Source organism: Mesorhizobium sp. GbtcB19 (assembly GCF_019091085.1).
GTDB lineage: Bacteria > Pseudomonadota > Alphaproteobacteria > Rhizobiales > Rhizobiaceae > Mesorhizobium.
The window spans coordinates 12,288-34,910 of the sequence record NZ_JAGXJY010000030.1; the positions used below are offsets into that span (position 1 = coordinate 12,288).

Below are 22,623 nucleotides of genomic sequence, written 5' to 3' on the forward strand. Positions count from 1 at the left end.
CCGCCTCCTATCTCGCCAGCACGACGCCGGCGTCGGGCCGGAAGGAGACCCAGGCGCGGTCGTTCCAGGTTAGCGGGTCCTCGCTCACACGCGAGGCGTTCATCGCGCTCGCCCGTACGATCTGCCCGTCGTCCAGCTTGATATGATAGACAGTCATGTCACCGAGATAGGCGACGTCATAGACCTCGCCCTCCAGCGCATTGACCGCATCAGCCGGTTTCTTCGACGTGACCTTGATCTTCTCCGGCCGGATCGCGAAGACGATGTCGGAACCGGCGGTGGCCTCGCCGCCATTGTCGACCACGATCTGAGCGCCAGTCGCGCCGGTGATGCGCGTCGTGCTTGCGCTGCGCTCGGTGACCTTGCCCTCGAACATGTTCACATTGCCGACGAAATGCGCCACGAAGCGCGAGGTCGGCGCTTCATAGATCTCGGCCGGCGTGGCGACCTGCATCACCTCGCCCTTGTCCATGATGGCGATGCGGTCGGCCATGGTCATGGCCTCCTCCTGGTCGTGGGTGACGACGACGAAGGTGAGGCCGAGTTCCTGCTGCAGGTCCATCAGCTCGAACTGGGTTTCCTCGCGCAGCTTCTTGTCGAGCGCGCCGAGCGGCTCATCGAGCAGCAGAACCTTGGGGCGCTTGGCGACGGAACGGGCAAGCGCCACGCGCTGGCGCTGGCCACCCGAGAGCTGGTGCGGTTTGCGCTTGGCGAACTGCTCGAGCTTGACCAGCTTCAGCATCTCGGCGACGCGCCTTTCGATATCGGGTCCCGGCATGCCTTCCTGCTTGAGGCCGAAAGCAATGTTCTTTTCCACCGTCATGTGCGGGAACAGCGCATAGGACTGGAACATCATGTTGACCGGCCGCTTGTAGGGCGGGATGCCGCGCAAGTCCTGCCCGTCGAGCAGGATGCGGCCGGCGGACGGTTCCTCGAAGCCGGCGAGCATCCTGAGCAGCGTCGACTTTCCGCAGCCCGACGCGCCGAGCAGGGCGAAGAATTCGCGCTCGAAGATGGTCAGCGACAAATTGTTGACGGCGGTGAAGTCGCCGAACTTCTTGGTGACCTTGTCGAACTGGATGTACGGCTTGGCGTTCGGGTCGTTCCATGGCGCGAAATCCCTGCGGATGCTGCCAAGCGATTTCATGGTCCCCACTCCGTTATTCTTTAAAAATTCCCCAAAAGAAAAGCGACCCCGGCAGCTGGCTGCCGGGGTCGTGTCTCAATGCTCACTGGCCGGTGACGATTTTGGTCCAGGTGCGCGTGATGACGCGCTGGGTCTTGGGATCGTATGGCGCGACGGTATAGAGCTTCTTGATCGTCTCGGCATCTGGATAGACCGAAGTATCTTCCAGGATCGCCTTATCGACGAATTGCTGCGAAGCCTTGTTGCCGTTGGCGTAGAGCACGTAGTTCGACGACTTGGCGATGACTTCGGGCGTCATCATGTAGTTGATGAACTCGAGCGCGTCGGCGACATGCGGCGCGTCAGCGGGGATCGCCATCATATCGAACCACATCTGGGCGCCTTCTTTTGGCACCGAATAGCCGATCTCGACGCCCTGCTTGGCTTCCTGGGCGCGGTTGCGCGCCTGGAAGACGTCGCCCGACCAGCCGATCGCCAGGCAGATATCGCCGTTGGCCAGAGCGTTGATGTATTCGGACGAATGGAACTTGCGGATATAGGGCCTGACCTTGAGCAACGCTTCCTCGGCCTTGGCAATGTCATCCGGCGAGGTGCTGTTGGGATCGAGGCCGAGATATTTCAGCGCCGCCGGAATGATGTCGGCCGGAGAATCCAGCACATAGACGCCGCAATCCTTCAGCTTGGCCAGCTTGTCCGGATTGAAGAACACGTCCCAGCTGTCGATCTTGTCGGTGCCGAGTGCGGCCGTCACCTTCTTGACGTTGTAGCCGAGGCCGACCGTGCCCCACATGTAGTTGACGGCATATTCGTTGCCCGGATCGTATTTGGCGGTGCGTTCGGAGATGACGTCCCACATGTTGGAGATGTTCGGCAGCTTCGACTTGTCGAGCTTCTGGAACACGCCGGCCTGGATCTGGCGCGCCAGGAAGTTGGCGCTCGGCACGACGACGTCATAGCCGCTGCCGCCGGCAAGCAGCTTGGTCTCCAGGATCTCATTGGAATCGAAGGTGTCGTAGACGACCTTGATGCCGGTCTTCTTGGTGAAGTCGTCGATGATCGAGCTGTCGATATAGTCCGACCAGTTATAGACGTTGACGACGCGGTCTTCGGCATGGCCGCCTGCCGTGAAAAGCGTCAGAAATATCGACGTCGCCGAAAGCCATAGAGCTTTGCGGATCATGATGTTCTCCTTTGGTGAGTGTTCCCTTGCCGGCTCGTCGCAAAAGGAGCGCGGGACGGCGTTTGTTTCAGACTATTGAGCTTTTGGTAGGGCGACAAGCGCGGCCTGCCGGCGCTGCGCCGGGTTGCCGGTCGGTGGTCAAAGACCTCTCGCGGCGTGCCCTTGTAAGGTATCCGGGCGGCGTCAGCGGCGTTCACCGTGGCGTGAGCAGAGATACGACGATGTGGTCCGGCCTTAGTCAGGCCGGCAGAGACACTTGGCAAGATACGCCTGTCTTGTTGTTGCCGTAATCGCAGCCTGCCCGGCCGGCAGCGGGGTTGTCAATGGGGAAGGCTGCCTAAAGCGCGTCGCGCTGAAAGGGATTCAGGCGACGCGCTTTAGGTCTTTGTTTTGATGCATGTCGTTCTCCCAAAACCGCTGCGCACTTTTGGGCGACATGCACTCTTTGTTTTGATGCATGTCGTTCTCCCAAAACCGCTGCGCACTTTTGGGCGACATGCACCAACGTCAATTCGGCGACGGCAGGCCGGTGATGCCGGGACGCGCCGGCCGTGCCTGACGCGTGAATTCGAGGCCGATATGGACGAGCAGCGCCGTGACCACGATGGCGCCGCCGATGATGGTGCGCAGCGACGGCACCTCGGAATGGACGAGCCAGACCCAGATCGGTCCAAGGATGGGCTCGAAGGTGCCAAGCAGCGCCGCGATCGCCGCGGGCACCAGCCGCGCTCCCATGGCGAAGAAGGCAAGGCCGATGCCCAGATTGACGACGCCGAAGGCAAAGAGAAAACCCATGTCTCGAGCGGAAACCGAGAATTCCGTGGCCTGGGCGGCGGCAAAAGCACCGGCAAGCAGCGCGCCGAGACAGGTGGCCGGTACCATGCGCACATGGGAGAAGCGCCGGGTGATCACGGTCGCGAACGAAAACATCACCGCGATCAGCAGCGCCAGGCCATCGCCGATCGGCGAGACGGCGCCGCCCAGGGATTCGGAGACCATGATGGCAACGCCGGCGATGACGGCGGCGATGGCGACCCAGGTGCCCTGGCTCACGCGCTCGCGAAACAAAAGCCAGGCGAGCAAGGCAGCCAGGAGCGGCACGCCGGCTTGCATCAAGAGGATGTTGGCAACCGTCGTATAGGCGAGCGCGACGATAAAGCTGGTCGAGGCGGTGGCGAAGCAGAAGGCCACGCCGAGGCCGGGTAGGCCCATATCGCGGAACAATTTCAACGTGCCGCGCCAGCCGTCGCGCCAGACCATGAAGGCGACGAGGAAGGCCACGGCCCAGAGCGAGCGCCAGAACACCACGGTCCAGCTGTCGTCGACATGGATGAAACGGGCGATGGTGCCGCCAAAGCTCCACATCAGCGCCGACAGGAAGACCAGCAGCATGCCGATCCGTTCCTCGCGCGGCGAGACGGCTGGCAAGGCGGCACGGGGCGAGGCGGTATCGGACATGGACATGACTGTCAGCGAGTTATTTGCGCTACGATGCACCAGGGACGACAGGGATTCTGTATCTTAGACGACAAGACTGTGTCTCAATCGCGTAGCGCAAAGTAGACAGCCACGCGTGATCCAGCATTCGCTGAAATTTGGGACAACCTCGCCACGGCCTTACTTGGCGCATGTCTGGGTCCGACGACCGATGCGCATGTTTCGGGCGACGTGTACTAGCCCTGGAAATCGAAGGCGCTGAGGCCCGTCACCATCTCGTCGAGGCCGAGCGGGCGCGTCACCGGCGGTTCGGCGCGCGCCAGGCAGCCGACACGTTCGCAAAGCCGGCAAGCGGGACCCACGGGCGTGGCGAAACCCTGCCCGGGCTTGCCGGCCGCGCCGGCCGGCAACGCCGCGCCATAGACGATCTCGTCGCGGAAGCCGATATCGCAGCCGAGCAGGAGCGCGGTGCGCCGCGGCCGCTCGGAGAAGGCGCCTTGCGGGCCCTCCAGCGTGCGCGCGATGCAAAGGAACTCGGCGCCGTCGGGCATCTCCACCGCCTCGACCAGGATCTGGCCCGGCTGCGAGAAGACCGCATGCACGGGAAGCTTGGGGCAGCCGCCGCCGAAGCGGCTTTGCGGATAGCCCTGGCTGCCGGCCTTGCGGAAACGATTGCCGGCATTGTCGACCTCCAGCATGAAGAACGGCACGCCCGACGCGCCGGGACGCTGCAGCATGGTCAGGCGGTTGGCCGCCTGTTCGAAGGAGACACCGAACCGGGAGCGCAGGACGTCGATGTCGTAGCGGGCACGGACGGCGGCGGCGTGGAAGGCCTGATAGGGCATCATCAGGGCGTGCGCGGCATAGCGGCCGAGTTCGAAGCGGGCGAGCCGGCGCGCCTCGTCGGTGCCGAGCTTCAGCGCCTGGATCTCGCCGGCGACGGCCACCGACATGCGGATCAGGCTCGCCTCCATGGCGATTTCGCGCAGCTGGTCGAAAGGCGACAGCCGCTCGGACAGGAACAGGCGCTGCGAATGGCGGTCGTAGCGGCGGCGCCAGTTGGGCATGGTGGCGACCGGCAGCACCTTGACGACGATGCCGTGCTCGCGCCTGAGCCAGGCCTTCAGTGCCGCAAACAGATCATCGCCGGGGTCGAGGACCGACGTGAAGGCCTCCGCCTCCTCTTCCAGCGAAGCAAAGTGGTTCGGGCGGCGCTCGAACACTTCGTGGACCTCGTCGGCGGGAAGGCGTGTGCCGGACAGCGCGGTCGCCCTGCCCTCCTTCGCCAGAAGCTGGTTGAGGTCGGACAAGCGTTCGGCCTGCTCGCGATAGGCGCGAAAGAGCTTGACCATCGCCGCCGAGGCATTCGGTGCCGTCTCGGCTAGGTCGATGAGCTCCTGATCGCCAGGCAGTTCGCCGGCAAGAAGCGGATCGCTGAACGCTTCCTTCAGCGCCGCGATCGATCCCTTGGCCTCGCCCTGCAGTTCATGCGGGTCGACCTTGTAGACGGAGGCAAGCTTGAGAATGAGCTGCACCGTCAGCGGCCGCTGGTTGCGCTCGATGAGGTTTAGATAGGAGGGCGAGATGCCCAGCCCCTCCGCCATCGCCGTCTGGGTCAGGCTTCTCGCATTGCGCAGCCGGCGCAACCGCGGCCCGGCGAAGATCTTCTGGTCGGCCATCCCGTCATCCTTGACAAGAATTTACACGAATATCATGCCCTAGGCCTGCTTCGACGCTTTTACAATCGTGACAAATTTACAGACCGAGCCTGTCAATAGCAACACAGCTTTTCCTTTATTTTCCGGGCCATTCGTCAGTTTCCCTGGGTGTTTTTCGCGCTGCAATGTAAATGATGTCACATGCAGACATCGCGAGGCATACCTTTGCGATGTAAGGCTAAAGCAGTTTCAAAGCGATCCGGAGTGACCAATGACCGATTTTTACAACCTCGTCCCTTCCGCGCCTGAAGGCCGCTTCGACGGCATCGAGCGCCCCTATTCGCCAGAGGATGTGAAGCGGCTGCGCGGCTCCGTGCAAATCCGTCAGACGCTGGCCGAGATGGGCGCGAACCGGCTGTGGAAGCTCATCCACGAGGAGGATTTCGTCAACGCGCTCGGCGCGATGTCCGGCAACCAGGCCATGCAGCAGGTTCGGGCGGGGCTGAAGGCGATTTATCTCTCGGGCTGGCAGGTGGCCGCCGACGCCAACACGGCGTCCGCCATGTATCCGGACCAGTCGCTTTACCCGGCCAATGCCGCGCCGGAACTGGTCAAGCGCATCAATCGCACCTTGCAGCGCGCCGATCAGATCGAGACCTCGGAAGGCGAAGGGCTGTCGGTCGAGACCTGGTTCGCGCCGATCGTCGCCGATGCGGAGGCCGGCTTCGGCGGCCCGCTCAACGCCTTCGAGATCATGAAGGCCTTCATCGAAGCGGGTGCTGCCGGCGTCCATTATGAGGACCAGCTGGCGTCGGAAAAGAAGTGCGGCCATCTCGGCGGCAAGGTGCTGATCCCGACCGCGGCGCATATCCGCAACCTCAACGCGGCGCGCCTCGCGGCCGACGTGATGGGCACGCCGACGCTGGTCGTGGCGCGCACGGACGCGGAAGCGGCAAAGCTTTTGACCTCCGATATCGACGAGCGCGACCGGCCCTTCGTCGACTACGATGCAGGCCGCACGGTCGAGGGCTTCTACAATGTGCGGAACGGCATCGAGCCCTGCATCGCGCGCGCCGTGGCTTACGCGCCGCATGCCGACCTGATCTGGTGCGAGACCTCCAAGCCGGATCTGGCGCAGGCCAGGAAATTCGCCGAGGGCGTGCACAAGCATCATCCGGGCAAGCTGCTCGCCTACAACTGCTCGCCGTCCTTCAACTGGAAGAAGAATCTCGACGACGCGACGATCGCCAAGTTCCAGAAGGAGCTCGGCGCGATGGGCTACAAGTTCCAGTTCATCACGCTCGCCGGTTTCCACCAGTTGAACTTCGGCATGTTCGAGTTGGCGCGCGGCTACAAGGACCGTCAGATGGCCGCCTATTCGGAACTGCAGGAGGCCGAATTCGCGGCCGAGGCTCGCGGCTACACCGCGACCAAGCACCAGCGCGAGGTCGGCACCGGCTATTTCGACGCCGTGTCGATGGCAATCACCGGCGGCCAGTCTTCGACCACCGCCATGCATGAATCGACCGAGCACGCCCAGTTCAGGCCGGCGGCCGAGTAACGGACAACAACCAGAGGAAACGCCCACAGGGCAATTAACATCGAGGAGAAGACCAATGGCATCGATAAGCCGCGTCAAGGAAAGGGCAGAAGAGCAATCGAGCGCGATGAGCGTCGACCAGCAGGCGACGATCCGCATGCTCGCCAACGATCTGCACAGGCTCAACCAGTCGGTCATGAAGGCAGTCGAAGCGGGCGTTTCGGTGGAACTGGTGCGCTCGGCCAGGCACCATGGCGGCGACGGCAACTGGGGCGATCTTCTGATCCCGGTGATCGTTACCCAGCAGAGTCACACTTGACGTAACGTCAACAGTCTTGGCGAATGTCTCCCGTGCGCTATACGTTCGGGAGACTATCGCATTTTTTCGGTTTGCCTTCGTGCTCAAGGAGCACGACTTGCGCTGAATTCGAGAATTTCTTGCTTTATTTTCGACGACGACCGTTTCAGCTTGACACCGGCCGCGATCTCACCCAATTGTGCCTCAGGTTTCAACCCTGCATTGAACCAGAGTGCCCGCCCGCCGATGTGTCCCGCCGACCGTGACGACCCTTCCGAAAAACACATCAAACCTGCGACCCGCGCCGGCGCGATGGCGGCGGATTTTTCCAAGGTGCTGGTCGTCGGAAAGTCGTCGATCAACCGGGTCGTGGTGTCGAAAATCGTCGAGAAGTCGGGGCTGAAACCGATTTCGGAATCGCCCGAGACCGCCGAGAAAGCCTTGGCCGGCCACCTGCCCGGCACCATCATCCTGGACGGTGGGCCGGACAACAAGGATTGCGACCGGCTGATGTCGGCCATCGACGCGCGTCGGCGCGCCTCCGGCAAGCCGTTGCCCGCCGTGATCCTGCTCTCAACCAGCAATGGCACGCCGGAGAGTCTTGGCCTGTCGGGCGTGATCGATGCGGTGGTCGCCAAGCCGATCACGCCCGACAGGCTGCAACCGGTGGTGGATCGCCTGGTCGGGCGCGGCTAGGGCGTTTCGGGACAGGCCGTGCCGGAGCGCCGAAGCGACACTCCGGCGTCTGTCCTCGCGAGGCGGAGTCAGTCCAGCTCACCTCTCTCCCTCATTCCGTGCGCAACCTGGCGGAAAAACTCGAGCACCGCCGGATCGAACCATAGGGATTCGGGCCTCGCCCGCGCCTCGGCGAGCGTTTTGGTGTATGCGTCGCGTATAAGCTCTTGCTCGGCCTGGGAGGCCGAACGCCTGATACCGGCGGTGCGGGATCGCACACGCCGAACGAACTCTTTGGCGGCTTCGGAATTGACGTCCCCCACCTCCCTCAGTCGGCCGGCTTCCTCCATGAGGGCCTTCAGCGCCGCCTTATGGGCGTCTCCGTCATATTCTTTCTTTATCTCGTCAAAGGTGCGGCTTGCTCGCCCAGTCGGGTCCTGCTCCGCGATCAGGGCTTCGAACCTTGCGAGGAATTTCTTTTTATCGGTGGGTTTTTGCACGAGAGTCTCCTTGGTGAGGATTGCCAACTCGTCCAGGGAAAGGTCCCGTCCCTTATCGATCTGATCTAGCGCCACCTCAATGAGGGCGGTCGCGCGTTTGATCTTGTCTTGTTGGGACTCCAGGGTTACGCGTTGCAGCCGCAGAATATCCCGAAGCCGGGAATGGTTCCCGACAAGCTTCTTGATCGATTTGAGTGACAGGCCGAGATCACGAAGCACGATGATCTGGTGCAGGCGGGCGATTTGAGCTGAGCCGTACAGGCGCCATCTCGATTCGGCGCGGTGAGGGACAACGAGCCCTTCCCGCTCGTAGACCCTGAGCGCCTTGGTGGTAACACCGAGCCGGCGAGCTGTCTCGCCTGGACCGAACCATTGCTCCTTTTCGCTGCCCATAGCCGACCTTCCGTTCCGGACCCTCGCTTCTGTAAGGGCGGCCCCAGGGTCCGATGCAAGAGCGCGTCGGCCGGTTCGTTCGCGCCTCCCGCTCGCCACCCGAACGGACGTTCAGAACGTCCGCTCACTCGACGCCGCGGAGGTATGCCCCGCTCACCCATCGGGTTTTGCACGACCCGAGAACAATCGCCCTCGGACGTCGTCAACCCGCCGTGGCGATGCGCTCTATCAGCGCCGGCAGCTCGCCCAGGTCGGCGATCTGCCGGAAACGCGGCGCCGCGACCGGCGCCTCGGCATGCTCGACCGCCCAGGTCAATTCATGCGGCACATGAATGCCCCAGCCCCCTGCCTCGATGGCCGGCACCACGTCCGACTTGAGCGAATTGCCAACCATCATGCTCTTTTGCGGCCCGTCGCCGTGGCGGCTGAAGATGCGGGCATAGGTGGCGGCGCTCTTGTCGCTGACGATTTCGACGGCGTCGAAAAGCTCGCCCAGTCCCGATTGCGCCAGCTTGCGCTCCTGATCGAAGAGGTCGCCCTTGGTGATCAGCACCAGGCGGTAGGAGCCCGCCAGCTTTTCGACCGTCTCACGCGCATGCGGCAGCGGCTCGATCGGATGGCTGAGCATCTGGCGGCCGGCAGCCAGGATTTCGCCGATGACCGAACCGGGCACCTCGCCGTCTGTGACCGCGACGGCTGTCTCGATCATCGACAGTGTAAAGCCCTTTATGCCGAAGCCATAGAGAGCGAGATTGCGCCTTTCCGCTTCGAGCAACCTCGCTGCGATGTACTCATGGTCGCCATGCCCGGCCAGCAAGGCCGCGAAGCGCTGTTCGGTCATGCGGAAGAACTGCTCGTTCTGCCACAGCGTGTCGTCGGCGTCGAAGCCGATCGTGGTAAGAGCGGACATGGCCACATCATCCTCCGAAACGGTGGTGTAGACGCGTTCGCCCGGCACTGCTAGCTAGGGATCTGCGAAGCGCGGGGGTGCATGCTGAAATCGTGGAAAGGCGAGCTGGAAAGCTTCCTGGCAAGCGCTGGTGAGCGCACGCCGACGGAGCTGATCAACGGCATTCGTGATGTCGGCGTCGCCATGGGGCATGAAGCGGGCGAAGCGCTGCTCGACAGCCATCCGGAGCTGTTTTCCCATCGGCCCATGCTGACGCGGGCTTTCATTGAAATGGTCCATGCGCAAGACGTCGCGGAAATCAGGCAGATGCTGGACCTGCAGGAGCCGACGTCGTTCGGGCAGATTGCAGCGGAAAAAACGAGCATCGGCGTCATGTCCTCAAAGGACGCCTACAAGCGTCTTGACGAGGTCTTCGAGCATGTCGACTTCAGCCGATGCGCGCGTGCCGTGATGGTTGGCTGCGGCGGCCGCCCATTCACCATGTTCCGCATCCATGACGAGACCCGGGTTCCCGAGATAGTCGGCCTGGATGTCGTGCCGCAAGCGGTCGAGACAGCGAATATTCTGGCCGCCAAACTCGGCTACACCAGGATGCGCGCCGAATTCCGCAACGGGCGCGACCACGACTATCGCGGCGCGCAGGTGGTCTATGTCGCCAGCATGGTTTCGCCCAAGGCGGCTGTGGTGTCGCGCGTCGCCGACACTGCTCCTCCCAACCTCCAGCTGGTTCTGTGGGAGCCGTATTCGCTCGCCCGCTTGTGGTCGGAGCGGGCGGAAGAGACGCTCGACCGACGGCTTGAGGTCGTCGGCCGCACGCGCGTGTCGCGCAACATGACGCGCGACGTGTTTGTCCGCTTCCGGCCAGGCGCCTCCGGGCGCAGCAGCGCGAGCTGATGGCCGCCGGCGTGGCCGATCGTGCAATCCTGGCCGCGACGATGGCCTGGTGCCTGCTTCGGTATCCGGTGATCTGGAAGAGAACCTACGATCACAGCGGCGTCTTTCCCGACCCGGCCAGACCGGCTTCCTATGTCGACAAGTTTTTGTGGCGGAAGATATTCGACCACAACCCCCTTTATGTCACGGCATGCGACAAGCTGGCTTCCAAGCAATATGCCCTGTCGGTATGCCCCGAACTGAAGACGGCCAAGGTGTTGTGGAGCGGCCGCGACGCGAAAGAGATTCCACCGGCGCTGCTCACCGGCAATGTCGTCGTGAAGGCCAATCATGGCTGCCGCTGGAACATGATGATCCGCGACGGCGAAGTGGACAGGGCGAAGTTGCTGCGGCGAACGGCGCGCTGGATGCGCAATCGATACGGCAGGAAATTCGGCGAGTGGGCCTACAAGGGGGCGAGACAGCTCATCTTCGTTGAGGAGATGCTGATCCGGGACGATGTGCCGGTTCCGCTGGAGTATAAATTCCATATCTCGAACGGAAAGACGGCTTACGTCTACGCCGCGCGGCGCGACGGACAGGGCAACGAGCTGAAAAGTCATTTCGATCGCGACGGCAATTATGCACCGGTCCCGCCGGGCAGCGGCAGCCAATGGGTGAAGATCGATCTGCCTCCATCGTTTCTGCAGATGCGCGAGATCGCGGAGCGGCTGACGGCACCGTTCGACCACATGCGCTGCGACTTCTACGAGATCGACGGCGAGATCTATTTCTCCGAGTTTTCGGTCTATCCGCTCTCTGGAAAAGGCATCATCAACACCAGGCTTCGCGATCTGGCCGGCGACAGCTGGGACATCCGCCAGTCCTGGTTTGTGTCGACGCCGCAAAGGGGTTGGCGCAAATTCTACGCGGCGGCGCTGCTGCGATGGCTCGATGCAACCGAGCGGCAAAAGCCGTAGGCCGATTCCCCAGACAAGCAGCGCCAGCGCCTCCCCTTCCCTTCCCCCATGGCGCCCGGCTATACTTCGACATCCGCAACACAATCTGGTGAATGATGCCGCCTGAGAAAAAGGAAGTCCGTCCGTCAAGCCGGGGGGGACGCGCCCGCACGCCTGCGTTCCTGAAAAACCAGCGCGGTGTGAGGAACTGGAAGGAAGCCAGCGAGTGGCTCGAATGGCGCGGCATCGAGGACATCGAGTGCATCACGCCCGACCAGGCCGGCGTTGCCCGCGGCAAGATGATGCCGTCGAAGAAATTCACCTCCAACACGTCGCTGGCTCTGCCTTCGGCCGTGTTCATGACGACGATCTCCGGCGGCTATCCCGAGGACGGCAACGGCTTTCATTACCCGGAGGATGACGGCGACCTGAAGCTGCTGCCCGATCTGTCGACGCTGACCGTGGTGCCCTGGGAAGAAGATCCGACGGCGGCGGTGATCTGCGATCTCGTCCACCAGGATGGCCGCTCGGTCGAGTTCACGCCGCGCAACGTGCTGAAGCGCGTGCTTGCCGCCTATGACGAGCGTGGGCTCAAACCGGTCGTGGCGCCCGAGATCGAATTCTATCTGGTGCGCAAGAACCCCGATCCGGACTATCCGCTGACGCCGCCCGTCGGGCGCTCGGGACGGCCGATCGGCGGCGGCGCCGGTTATTCGATCGCCGGCGTCAACGAATTCGACGAGCTGATCGATGACATCTATCACTTCTCCGAGCGGCAGGGCCTGGAGATCGACACGCTGATCCACGAGGAAGGCGCCGGCCAGCTCGAGATCAACCTGCGGCACGGCAATCCGATCGAGCTCGCCGACCAGGTGTTCATGTTCAAGCGCACCATCCGCGAGGCGGCGCTGAAGCACGAAATCTACGCCACCTTCATGGCGAAGCCGATCCAGGGGCAGCCGGGCTCGGCCATGCATATCCACCAGTCGGTCGTCGACAAGAAGACCGGCAAAAACATCTTTTCGGCCGAGGACGGCTCCGAGACCGACGCATTCTTCCATTTCATCGGCGGCATGCAGAAGCATGTGCCGAACGCGCTGGTAATGTTTGCGCCCTACGTCAATTCCTATCGGCGGCTGACGCAGCAGGCCTCGGCTCCGGTCAACAACAAATGGGGCTACGACAACCGCACCACGGCTTTCCGGGTGCCGCGTTCCGACCCGGCGGCGCGGCGCGTGGAAAACCGCATCCCGTCGTCGGACGCCAACCCCTATCTGGCGCTGGCCGCGTCGCTTGCTTGCGGGCTGGTCGGCATGAACAACAAGATCAAGGCCGAACCGCCGGTGCTGACGACCGCCAATGCGGATGAGATCGACCTGCCGCGCGGCCTGCTGGAGGCCGTAGGCCTGTTCGAGGACGACACGGAGCTCGGCGCCATCCTGGGCAAATCCTTCGCTGCCACCTACACCGCAATCAAGCGCGCCGAGTTCGAGACCTTCATGGAAGTGATCAGCCCGTGGGAGCGGGAATATTTGCTGCTGAATGTGTGAGGAAAGGCAGTAGGGGAGTAAGGCAGTAGGGCAGTAGGGGGACGATGGCGAAGATCGAATCGTATAGAGATTTGGTCGTTTGGCAGCAGGCGATGGACCTCGCGGTTTCGATCTATCAGGCAACTAGATCCTGGCCAAAGGAAGAGCTCAATGGACTAACAGCGCAGACGCGACGGGCTGCAACATCAGTCCCTGCTAATATTGCTGAAGGCTATGGACGGGAAAGCCGAGCTACCTACCAACAATTTCTGAGGATCGCCCAAGGATCTCTGAAGGAGTTGGAGACCCATCTCCTTATCGCGCAACGGGTAGGAATTGCACCCGCCGAAGCCATCGGCCCCTTGATGAGCCGCAGTGAAAGCGTCGGGAAGCTGCTACGCCTTCTGATCCGAAAGCTCTCGACGGACTAGCCCTACTGCCCTACTGCCCTACTGCCCTACTGCCCTACTGCCCTACTGCCCTACTGCCCTACTGCCCTACTGCCCTATGAGCGTCATGCCCTATCAATCCCCGATTTCTCCCGGCCGGTCCTGGTATGAGGACACGGCTGGGCCTCGTGCCGAGTATCCGGTGCTCGATGGCGACCGGACCTGCGACGTCGTCATCATCGGCGGCGGGTTCACCGGTCTGTCGGCAGCCGCGCACCTGGCCAAGGCCGGCACGAATGTCGTGCTGATCGACGCCTTTCGTTTCGGCGACGGCGCGTCGGGGCGCAATGGCGGCCAGCTCGGTACCGGGCAGCGCGCCTGGGCGGAGGAACTCGAGGCCGAATACGGCCTTACCCGCGCCAGGGCGCTGTTCGACATGGCCGAAGAGGCGAAGGCGCATCTCCTGGATTTCGCCGCCGCCAACGCGATCGACATCGACTATATGCCGGGACAGCTGTCGGTAGCCCACAAGCGACGCTATGTTGACGACTACAAGCGCCATGCCGAGATCATGGCGAGCCGCTTCAACTATCCGCATGTCAGCTTCATGGATGCGGCGGAGACGGCGGAGCGGCTGGGCTCGACGCGCTATTTCGGCGGTGCGCGCGACACCGGCACCGGGCACATCCACCCGCTGAAGCTGGTGATCGGCACGGCCATAGCGGCAGCGGCGGCCGGCGCGCTTCTCTTCGAGCAGACGCCGTCCACCGGCATTATTTCCAGCGGCGGCAAGGTGAGGGTCACAACACCGAGGGGCACGATCACCGCCGACAGAGGCCTGATTGCGGTCAACGCCTATGGCGGCAATCTCGAACCGGTGAGCGCCGCGCACATCATGCCGATCGGCTCCTTCATCGGCGCGACCGTGCCGCTGGGGTCGGACTCGAAAGTCCTGCCCGGCGGCGAATCGGTCGACGATTCCCGCTTCGTGGTGCGTTATTTCCGCAAATCGAAAGACGGACGGCTCCTGTTCGGCGGGCGCGAGGTCTATGCCGTCAACGATCCGAAGGACATCCATATCCACATCCGCAAGCAGATCGCCGAGCTCTACCCGGCGCTGAAGGATGTCGAGATCACGCATGGCTGGGGCGGCTATGTCGGCATCACTGTGCCGAGAAAGCCGTTCGTGCGCGAAGTGATGCCAAAGGTGATTTCGATCGGCGGCTATTCCGGCCATGGCGTCATGCTGTCGAACTTCTTCGGCAAGCTTTATGCCGAGACGGTTGCCGGCAATCGCGACCGCCTGAAGCTGATCGAGGACCTCAAGATCCCTGCTTTCCCGGGCGGCCGCCGGTTCCGCGCGCCACTCTTGTTTCTCGCACTCAACTGGTTCGCGCTGCGCGACCGGATTTGAAGCCGGCCGCTCGAGCCGAAGTCATCGAATCGGCTTGGGTGACTTCCACGCTGGGGGTTGTGGAATTCTTAACGAACGCGCAGAATTTCGCAAATTGGCTCACTCATGCCATAATCAGCAGTGAAAGATGCGATTATGGGCGAAAATCCGGGGGTTTAGCGGGCCTTGCCCGCGATGATTTCGGGACCGATGCCGATCACGGCCAATCTTTATGGCAATGATCGAAAGAACGTCGGCCCGCTTGTTGGAGGTGGTTTGAGTGAACGAGCCCTTCAGTTTCGGCATGCCGGAACGGCAGCGCTTTACAATGCAATTCGGCTATGACGTTCGGCCATCCTTCTGGCAGAAGGTACAGTCGAACGCGCATCTGGTGATTGCCGCGGTGGGCACCGCCGCGCTGCTTGGCGTGGCTGGGGTGGCGCTGTGGCTGTGCATTCCGGGCAATGGCCGGCAAGTGGCCGCCGCAAGCGCCGAGCAGACCGTTCCGACAATCCCGGTGAAGACCACGAAGATCGCTCCTGCCGCCGCGGCGGTCACTGTGGCGGCAGCGGTGCCGCAGGCCGCGCGCAAGGCGGATGCGGTTACGCCGCCAACGGCGGCCCGCGTAGCCAGCATTCCGGCGCTGTCTTCGAACAGCCCGCGCTGGACGGCTTCCGACGCTCAGACGGCGCCGGCCCAGGCCGACACCGAACCGGCTCCATCCAAGCAGGCCGCAAACACCAACGCAGCGCAATCGACCGATACGGCCTTCGCCGAGCCCTCCGCCGAAAACGATGCCTCGGACGCGCTGTCCAAGGTTGTCGTACCCGTCCCCGCAAGCGAGACGCCGACGACTGCCAAGAAGCCGGACGACAAGATGGATGGCGCCCAGACCGCTGCGATTCCCGAGGCCAAGCCGCAGGTTCCCGATCCGCAGCCGGCAGCGGCGGACAGCGCGGCCGAGGCCAAGCCGAAACCGCAGAAAGTCAGCGCGGCCGCCAATGGACGCATTTTGAGGGCCGTCACCATGCGCACGGGCCCGAAGAAGGGCGCCGCCGCAATCACCACGGTGCCGGCTAAGGCGTCGGTGCAGGTGGTGGGCTGCAAGCAATGGTGCGAGATCGTCTATAACGGCAAGCACGGCTGGGTCTATAAGAGCTACGTCAAGACCGGCGCGTAAGACTTACCCCGCCAAGCAGCCATCCGAAGCGGCGCCTTCTGCGCTCAAGCCTGCGCTTTGCGAGGAAGGACTTGTGTTCCTCGAAAGGCACCTCATAGAGCCCGCAGCCTTGGCAACTCTCTTTCTTGCCGCATGCCGGAATCCAGCATCTGACGTCGTGGGTCCAGGCCAGCGCGACCCTCTCCAGATGAAGATTGGACGAGCTCTTCAGCAGGATCAGTTCTCCGGGGACAGCGGTCTCTTTGATATGGTCGGAAACTTCCTTCGGGGTACGAAGCTCCAGGAGGCGGCCGCTGTCGCGGTCGGCCTGGCTGGCGCGTGAGCGATGGGCATTGTCACCGGTGTAGATGACCTCGTCAGCGATATCGCGCGCAATTCCATAGGCAGTGGCGTATTTTCTCGACGATCCGACATAGTCGGAAATCTGACCGAGCACGATGCGCTTGCGGGCGGCGCTGGCCTTCCTCATCATGTCCATGGTGATATCGATCGAATGCCAGGGCGCCTTGGCCGTGTCGACGAGGAATTGCGGACCGCCATCGACCGTCTGCACCATGCAACGGTTCGGCAAGGGTTCGAACGATGCCAGCCTTGCCGCAACTTGCTCGGGCGGGACGCCTAGTTCCAGCGCCGTGACGATTGCGGCGGCGGCCGGCAGCCAGAAGTGCTCGCCAGGGAACGGCGTTCGAATGTCTATGGTGCCACCGCGCCAGCGAAGCGAAAATCCGAGCAGGTCCGGATAGGCGGCTTGGACGTCCGTTACGCGATAGTCGGCGGCCTCCGACTGGCCGAAAGTCGCGATACGGCCCCTTGCGCTCGAAGCCATCCCGAGCACATGCGGGTCGTCGGCATTCAAGATCGCGAGCCCGCCCGGCGACAAGGCGTCAACCAGCGCTCTCTTTTCCTGCGCGACAGCCTCTATGGTCCGGAATTGGGTAACATGCTCCAGCCTGACCATCGTTACGACCGCCACGTCCGGCTTCAGCATCTCCGCCATGCCTCGGATCGAGCCGGGTTCAAACGCGCCGGCCTCGAAGACGACGTAGTCGACCTTGCCCGCGCGTTTCATCCGCTTGTAGAGCGTGCGCACAAGTGCCTTGAGCGTGTTGGCCAGCACTTGAGTATGAACCGTGCCTTGAGCCGCCAGGATATGCCCAAGCAAGCTGGTTGCAGTCGATTTGCCTGAACTGCCCGTTATGCCGATGAAGGTCGCCTTGCTTCGCGCACGCGCGCGCTCTGCTCGATAGCGGCGCAATCGCCAGCCCAGATCGTTGCGAATTTGGCGCAGACTGACCTCAACCAACCGCCAGTTTCCCCTACCCCGATCCGTTATCCTTTCCGCGGACCATCAAGTCAAACTGGGACTCGGCCTGATGGCGTCAACAGCAACCGGGAACGGAAAGCCGCGATGTGAGCGGCTCAGATACAGCGGCCGCCATCGACCTCGAGCGCCACGCCGGTGATGAAGGCGGCTTCATCCGAGGCCAGCCACAGCGCCGCGTTGGCGATGTCGAGCGGTGTCGAGAGCCGGCCGAGCGGGATCGAGGCGCGGAATTTCTCGCGGATCTCCGGCGTGTCGGCGCCCATGAATTTCTCCAGCATGCCGGTCTCGCCGGCGACCGGGCACAGGCAGTTGACGCGGATGTTCTTCGGCGCCAGTTCGACGGCCATCGACTTGGTGGCGGTGATCGCCCAGCCCTTGGAGGCATTGTACCAGGTCAGGCCTGGCCGCGGCCTGAGCCCGGCCGTCGAGGCCGTGGTCAGGATGACACCGCCGCCCTGCCGGTCCATGATCGGCACGACGGCGAGCGCCGCATGGTAGATCGCCTTCATGTTGACGGCGGTGATCAGGTCGAAGGTTTCCTCATCGACGCCCAGCATATCGCCGTTGCGGTGGGTGAAGCCGGCATTGTTGACCATGATGTCGATGCGGCCGAAGGCGCTCTTGGCGGCATAGATCATCTCGTCGAATTCGGAACGCAGCGAAACGTCGGTCTGGGTCCAGATCGCATTGGCGCCGATCTCTTCGGCGACCCGTTCGGCGCCCTTGGCGTTGAGGTCGGCGACGACCACGCGCGCGCCCTCCTCGGCAAAACGCTTCGCCATGCCTTCGCCGAAACCCGACGCGGCACCGGTGATGACGGCGACCTTTCCTTCCAGACGCATGGTTTTCCCGCTCATTGGATTCCGCAGCTTTTGACCTGACTTTTCCACCTGCCGTCCGGCCACCCCACGCCCGGCAATATCTCCCTTAGCTTTCGTCACATTCGCGTTCTATGGTGCAGGCGCGAACGCTGCCGGAAGCCACGGCTTGCCGACAAGCCCTGCCGGCGGCGTGAGTGTCGGGAAACATCTGGGCCGATGCAAGTGCAAGCGATTGGTCCTCACATGTGACACCATGGCACTGGAAAATTTAAATCGATTAGAATATACCAACCACGCTGCCGGCGCCCGGCATCAAATCGGACTGACCATGACCAGCCAGATCATCCCTGTCGATCCTTTCGACTTCATCATCTTCGGCGGCACCGGCGACTTGTCGGAACGCAAGCTTCTGCCCTCGCTCTACCATCGCCAGCGCGGCCAGCAATTCTCCGAGCCGACGCGCATCATCGGCACGTCGCGCGCGAAAATGACCGACGCGGAGTTCCAGGCTTTCGCCAAGAAGGCGATATCCGAGCATGTGAAGCCTGCCGACGTCGACGCCAAGGAGCTTGAGACCTTCCTGACGCGCCTCTCCTACGTCTCGGCCGACGCGACCACGGGCGCCGGCTTCGACAAGCTCAAGAAGGCGATCGGCGATAGCGACCGCATCCGCGCCTTCTATCTCGCCGTGGCGCCGGCACTGTTCGGCGACATCTCGCACCAGCTCAAGGAACACAGGCTGATCACGCAGAACTCGCGCATCGTGCTGGAAAAGCCGATCGGCCGCGACCTTGCCTCGGCGCGTGCGCTCAACGACGCGGTGGGCGACGATTTCCACGAAAGCCAGATCTTCCGCATCGATCATTACCTCGGCAAGGAAACGGTGCAGAACCTGATGGCGCTGCGCTTTGCCAACGCGCTCTATCAGCCGCTGTGGAATTCGGCGCATATCGACCATGTCCAGATCACGGTCGCCGAGACCGTGGGTCTAGAGGACCGCGTCACCTACTACGACAAGGCCGGCGCGCTGCGCGACATGGTGCAGAACCATATGCTGCAGCTGCTTTGCCTGGTCGCCATGGAAACCCCGTCCTCGATGGACGCCGACGCCGTGCGCGACGAGAAGCTGAAGGTGCTCAGGGCGCTGAAGCGCATCAACGGCAACGAGGCGCCCAAGCACACGGTGCGCGGCCAGTATCGCGCCGGCGCTTCGGCGGGCGGCCCGGTCAAGGGCTATGTCGAGGAACTCGGCAAGGACAGCACCACCGAGACCTTCGTCGCCATCAGGGCCGAGATCGGCAATTGGCGCTGGGCGGGTGTTCCGTTCTATCTGAGGACCGGCAAAAGGCTGGCGAGCCGGGTTTCGGAGATCGTCATCGAGTTCAAGCCGATCCCCTTTTCGATCTTCGACGACAGCGCCGGACCGATCTTCGCCAACCAGCTGGTGATCCGGTTGCAGCCCGACGAAGGCGTCAAGCAGTACATCATGATCAAGGATCCGGGACCGGGCGGCATGCGGCTGCGCCAGATCTCACTGGACATGAGCTTCGCGCAGTCGTTCCAGGGCCGGGCGCCGGACGCCTATGAGCGGCTGATCATGGATGTGGTGCGCGGCAACCAGACGCTGTTCATGCGCCGCGACGAAGTCGAGGCGGCGTGGAAATGGATCGACCCGATCCAGAACGCCTGGGAAAGCGCCAAGCAGGAAGCTCAGGGCTATACGGCCGGAACATGGGGGCCGTCGGCCTCCATCGCGCTCATCGAACGTGACGGACGGACATGGCACGAGAGCAATTGAGCGAACCGCATTTCAACTGGAACGGCTTTGCCGATCGCCCGCAGCTGGCGGCGGCGCTTGCCAGCCATGTCGCCGGCCTGCTGACCAACGCGATCGCACAACGCGGCACCGCCCTGCTTGCGGTCTCCGGCGGCACGACACCGGCGAAATTCTTTGCAGCACTTTCCGCGATCCCGATCGTCTGGGACAAGGTTGTCGTGACGCTGGTCGACGAGCGCTTCGTGCCGCCGTCCTCGCCGCGCTCGAATGCTGGGCTGGTGGCGGCCAACCTGTTGCAGAACAAGGCCGCGGCGGCGCGCTTCGTGCCGCTCTACCACGAGGCGGCGAGCATCGAGGACGCAGCAGCAACGGACAGCGAGGCACTGCGGTCGCTGCCCTGGCCGCTCGACGTGGTCATTCTCGGCATGGGCGGCGACGGCCATACGGCCTCGTTCTTTCCCGATGCCGGCAACCTCGAGGAATTGCTCGACCCGGCTTCGCGGCGGATCGTTGTACCCGTGCACGCGGCGAGCGGCGGCGAGCCGCGGCTCACGCTGTCGATGGCGCGCATCGTCGCCGCCGGCTTCGTGGCGCTGCACATCGAAGGCGAGGACAAGCGCACCGCCTTCAACGGCGCGATGGGACCGGGTTTGAAAAAGCCCATCCGCAGAGTGCTCGAGGCGGCGCCGAGACCAATAGAGGTGTTCTGGGCACCCTGATTGCAACAAGACGGTCCCGACGGCGCTGGGAGGACGTCGCCGGGCTCGAAAGGACGGACCATGACAGCCAGACGCGATATCGAAGCCATCACCCAACGCATTCGCCAACGTTCGAAGGCCGGCCGCGAAGCCTATCTCGGCCGCATCGCGGAGGCGTCCGGCCGCAGCGCCAACCGCGCGGTGCTGGGCTGCGGCAACCTCGCCCACGGCTTTGCCGTGTGCAGCCCGTCGGAAAAGATCGCTCTCGGCGGCGACCGCGTGCCGAACCTCGGCATCATCACCTCCTACAACGACATGCTGTCGGCGCATCAGCCCTTCGAGACCTTCCCGGCGCTGATCAAGGAAGCGGCGCGTGAAGCGGGCGGCATCGCTCAAGTCGCCGGCGGCGTACCGGCCATGTGCGACGGCGTCACCCAGGGCCAGCCCGGCATGGAGCTGTCGCTGTTCTCGCGCGACGTGATCGCCATGGCGGCGGCTATCGGCCTGTCGCACAACATGTTCGACGCGGCCGTGTTCCTCGGCGTCTGCGACAAGATCGTGCCCGGGCTGGTGATCGGGGCGCTCACTTTCGGCCACCTGCCGGCCGTCTTCATCCCCGCAGGCCCAATGACGACGGGCCTGGCGAATGACGAGAAGGCAAAGGTCCGGCAGCTCTATGCCGAAGGCAAGGTCGGCCGCGCTGAACTGCTGGAGGCAGAGTCCAAATCCTATCACGGGCCAGGCACCTGCACCTTCTACGGCACCGCCAATTCCAACCAGATGCTGATGGAGATCATGGGCCTGCACACGCCCGGCGCCTCCTTCGTCAATCCGGGCACGCCGCTGCGCGATGCGCTGACCAGGGAAGCGGCGAAGCGGGCGCTGGCCATCACCGCCCTCGGCAATGCCTATACGCCGGTCGGGCGCATGATCGACGAGCGCTCGATCGTCAACGGCGTCGTCGGCCTGCACGCCACCGGCGGCTCGACCAACCATACGATCCACCTGATCGCGATGGCGGCAGCTGGGGGCATCTCGCTGACCTGGCAGGATATTTCCGACCTGTCGGAAGCCGTGCCGCTGCTCGCCCGCGTCTATCCGAACGGGCTTGCCGACGTGAACCACTTCCATGCCGCCGGCGGGCTTGGTTTCCTGATCCGCGAGCTGCTCGACGAAGGCCTGCTGCATGAGGACGTGCAGACGGTGTGGGGCGAAGGCCTGCGGCCCTACGCTGTCGAGGCGAGACTCGGCGACGACGGCGCCGTGGTGCGCGAAGCAGCACCTCTGCAGAGCGGCGACGAGAAGGTGCTGGCACCGGTGAAGCAAGCGTTCCAGTCGACTGGCGGCCTGAAAGTGCTCGGCGGCAATCTCGGCCACGCCGTCATCAAGACTTCGGCGGTCAAGCCGGAGCGGCGCGTCATCGAGGCGCCGGCTAAGGTGTTCGACAGCCAGCAGGCGCTGAACGACGCCTTCAAGGCCGGGCAGCTCACCGGCGATTTCATCGCGGTCATCCGTTTCCAGGGGCCGAAGGCCAACGGCATGCCGGAGCTGCACAAGCTGACAACGGTGCTCGGCATCCTTCAGGATCGCGGCCAGCGTGTCGCGCTGGTGACCGACGGGCGCATGTCGGGCGCTTCCGGCAAGGTGCCGGCGGCGATCCATGTGACGCCGGAAGCGGTCGAGGACGGACCGATCGCCAGGATCCATGACGGCGACGTCATCCGGCTCGATGCCGATGCCGGCACTCTGGAAGTGCTGGTGCCGGGGACGGAATTCGCGCTGCGCCGCACGGCGGATGCCGACCTGATCGGCAACGAGTTCGGCTTCGGCCGTGAGCTCTTCGCCGGGTTCCGGCAGCTGGTCGGCCGCGCCGATCATGGGGCGGCTGCGTTCGGCAACGCCTGAGGTACCGGCTTCAAATGAAAAGGGCGGCCCAAGGTCG

Annotated in this window: 20 protein-coding genes; 12 read left to right on the plus strand and 8 right to left on the minus strand. The window is 63.4% G+C overall.

Annotated elements, in window-relative coordinates:
• Nucleotides 1–7: 7 nt before the first annotated feature.
• The 4 genes from KVT37_RS29590 to KVT37_RS29605 all read right to left on the minus strand — a co-directional run bounded on the left by KVT37_RS29590 (nucleotide 8) and on the right by KVT37_RS29605 (nucleotide 5,443).
• Nucleotides 8–1,147 (minus strand): ABC transporter ATP-binding protein, encoded by a 1,140-nt coding sequence (locus tag KVT37_RS29590; RefSeq protein ID WP_217578566.1) that lies wholly within the window; start codon nucleotides 1,145–1,147, stop codon nucleotides 8–10.
• Between the two features lie 82 nt (nucleotides 1,148–1,229).
• Nucleotides 1,230–2,327: a polyamine ABC transporter substrate-binding protein gene (locus KVT37_RS29595; RefSeq protein ID WP_217578567.1), complete on the minus strand. Its 1,098-nt coding sequence runs from the start codon at nucleotides 2,325–2,327 to the stop codon at nucleotides 1,230–1,232.
• A gap of 507 nt (nucleotides 2,328–2,834) precedes the next feature.
• Complete coding sequence (locus KVT37_RS29600; RefSeq protein ID WP_217578591.1) at nucleotides 2,835–3,785, minus strand: DMT family transporter; 951 nt, start codon at nucleotides 3,783–3,785, stop codon at nucleotides 2,835–2,837.
• A gap of 215 nt (nucleotides 3,786–4,000) precedes the next feature.
• Nucleotides 4,001–5,443: a short-chain fatty acyl-CoA regulator family protein gene (locus KVT37_RS29605; protein ID WP_217578568.1), complete on the minus strand. Its 1,443-nt coding sequence runs from the start codon at nucleotides 5,441–5,443 to the stop codon at nucleotides 4,001–4,003.
• Nucleotides 5,444–5,693: 250 nt separating this feature from the next.
• Between KVT37_RS29605 and aceA the strand changes: the two genes are divergently transcribed.
• The 3 genes from aceA to KVT37_RS29620 all read left to right on the plus strand — a co-directional run bounded on the left by aceA (nucleotide 5,694) and on the right by KVT37_RS29620 (nucleotide 7,956).
• The gene (aceA, locus tag KVT37_RS29610; RefSeq protein WP_217578569.1) at nucleotides 5,694–6,983 is read left to right on the plus strand and encodes an isocitrate lyase; all 1,290 of its coding nucleotides are present in this window, start codon (nucleotides 5,694–5,696) and stop codon (nucleotides 6,981–6,983) included.
• Nucleotides 6,984–7,038: 55 nt separating this feature from the next.
• Nucleotides 7,039–7,281: a hypothetical protein gene (locus tag KVT37_RS29615; protein WP_027168360.1), complete on the plus strand. Its 243-nt coding sequence runs from the start codon at nucleotides 7,039–7,041 to the stop codon at nucleotides 7,279–7,281.
• Nucleotides 7,282–7,572: 291 nt separating this feature from the next.
• On the plus strand, nucleotides 7,573–7,956 hold the full coding sequence (locus tag KVT37_RS29620; RefSeq protein ID WP_254634342.1) for a response regulator: 384 nt from the start codon (nucleotides 7,573–7,575) through the stop codon (nucleotides 7,954–7,956).
• Between the two features lie 68 nt (nucleotides 7,957–8,024).
• Here KVT37_RS29620 and KVT37_RS29625 read toward each other — a convergent pair whose 3' ends face one another.
• Nucleotides 8,025–8,828: a MerR family transcriptional regulator gene (locus KVT37_RS29625; RefSeq protein WP_217578570.1), complete on the minus strand. Its 804-nt coding sequence runs from the start codon at nucleotides 8,826–8,828 to the stop codon at nucleotides 8,025–8,027.
• 202 nt (nucleotides 8,829–9,030) lie between these two features.
• Nucleotides 9,031–9,738 carry an HAD family hydrolase gene (locus KVT37_RS29630; protein ID WP_217578571.1) on the minus strand — a complete coding sequence of 236 codons (708 nt, stop codon included), beginning with the start codon at nucleotides 9,736–9,738 and terminating at the stop codon, nucleotides 9,031–9,033.
• A gap of 81 nt (nucleotides 9,739–9,819) precedes the next feature.
• Here KVT37_RS29630 and KVT37_RS29635 point away from each other — a divergent pair, with 81 nt between their 5' ends.
• From KVT37_RS29635 to KVT37_RS29660, 6 genes are all read left to right on the plus strand, one after another.
• Complete coding sequence (locus KVT37_RS29635; protein ID WP_217578572.1) at nucleotides 9,820–10,632, plus strand: class I SAM-dependent methyltransferase; 813 nt, start codon at nucleotides 9,820–9,822, stop codon at nucleotides 10,630–10,632.
• Nucleotides 10,633–10,643: 11 nt separating this feature from the next.
• Nucleotides 10,644–11,591, plus strand: a complete 948-nt coding sequence (locus tag KVT37_RS29640) for an ATP-grasp fold amidoligase family protein (protein WP_217578573.1) — start codon at nucleotides 10,644–10,646, stop codon at nucleotides 11,589–11,591.
• A 95-nt stretch (nucleotides 11,592–11,686) separates the two neighbouring features.
• A complete protein-coding gene (locus KVT37_RS29645; RefSeq protein ID WP_217578593.1) occupies nucleotides 11,687–13,120 on the plus strand; it encodes a glutamine synthetase family protein in 1,434 nt (477 codons plus the stop codon).
• Nucleotides 13,121–13,164: 44 nt separating this feature from the next.
• Nucleotides 13,165–13,530, plus strand: coding sequence for a four helix bundle protein (locus KVT37_RS29650; RefSeq protein WP_217578574.1), 366 nt, complete (start codon nucleotides 13,165–13,167; stop codon nucleotides 13,528–13,530).
• 85 nt (nucleotides 13,531–13,615) lie between these two features.
• Nucleotides 13,616–14,902 (plus strand): FAD-binding oxidoreductase, encoded by a 1,287-nt coding sequence (locus tag KVT37_RS29655; protein ID WP_217578594.1) that lies wholly within the window; start codon nucleotides 13,616–13,618, stop codon nucleotides 14,900–14,902.
• 259 nt (nucleotides 14,903–15,161) lie between these two features.
• The gene (locus KVT37_RS29660) at nucleotides 15,162–16,061 is read left to right on the plus strand and encodes an SH3 domain-containing protein (protein ID WP_217578575.1); all 900 of its coding nucleotides are present in this window, start codon (nucleotides 15,162–15,164) and stop codon (nucleotides 16,059–16,061) included.
• Here KVT37_RS29660 and KVT37_RS29665 read toward each other — a convergent pair.
• Together KVT37_RS29665 and KVT37_RS29670 are read right to left on the minus strand one after the other, a co-directional pair.
• Nucleotides 16,045–17,364 carry a Mur ligase family protein gene (locus tag KVT37_RS29665; protein WP_217578576.1) on the minus strand — a complete coding sequence of 440 codons (1,320 nt, stop codon included), beginning with the start codon at nucleotides 17,362–17,364 and terminating at the stop codon, nucleotides 16,045–16,047. The genes KVT37_RS29660 and KVT37_RS29665 overlap by 17 nt on opposite strands.
• A 116-nt stretch (nucleotides 17,365–17,480) precedes the next feature.
• Nucleotides 17,481–18,227 carry an SDR family oxidoreductase gene (locus tag KVT37_RS29670; RefSeq protein ID WP_217578577.1) on the minus strand — a complete coding sequence of 249 codons (747 nt, stop codon included), beginning with the start codon at nucleotides 18,225–18,227 and terminating at the stop codon, nucleotides 17,481–17,483.
• 307 nt (nucleotides 18,228–18,534) lie between these two features.
• Here KVT37_RS29670 and zwf point away from each other — a divergent pair, with 307 nt between their 5' ends.
• Genes zwf through edd form a run of 3 tightly spaced genes read left to right on the plus strand, consistent with a single transcriptional unit; the run spans nucleotide 18,535 to nucleotide 22,586 of the window.
• Nucleotides 18,535–20,004 (plus strand): glucose-6-phosphate dehydrogenase, encoded by a 1,470-nt coding sequence (zwf, locus tag KVT37_RS29675; protein ID WP_217578578.1) that lies wholly within the window; start codon nucleotides 18,535–18,537, stop codon nucleotides 20,002–20,004.
• A complete protein-coding gene (gene pgl / locus KVT37_RS29680) occupies nucleotides 19,986–20,702 on the plus strand; it encodes a 6-phosphogluconolactonase (protein ID WP_217578579.1) in 717 nt (238 codons plus the stop codon). Before zwf ends, pgl begins: the two co-directional genes overlap by 19 nt.
• Before the next feature lie 60 nt (nucleotides 20,703–20,762).
• Complete coding sequence (gene edd, locus KVT37_RS29685) at nucleotides 20,763–22,586, plus strand: phosphogluconate dehydratase (RefSeq protein ID WP_217578580.1); 1,824 nt, start codon at nucleotides 20,763–20,765, stop codon at nucleotides 22,584–22,586.
• The last annotated feature ends 37 nt before the right edge of the window (nucleotides 22,587–22,623 follow it).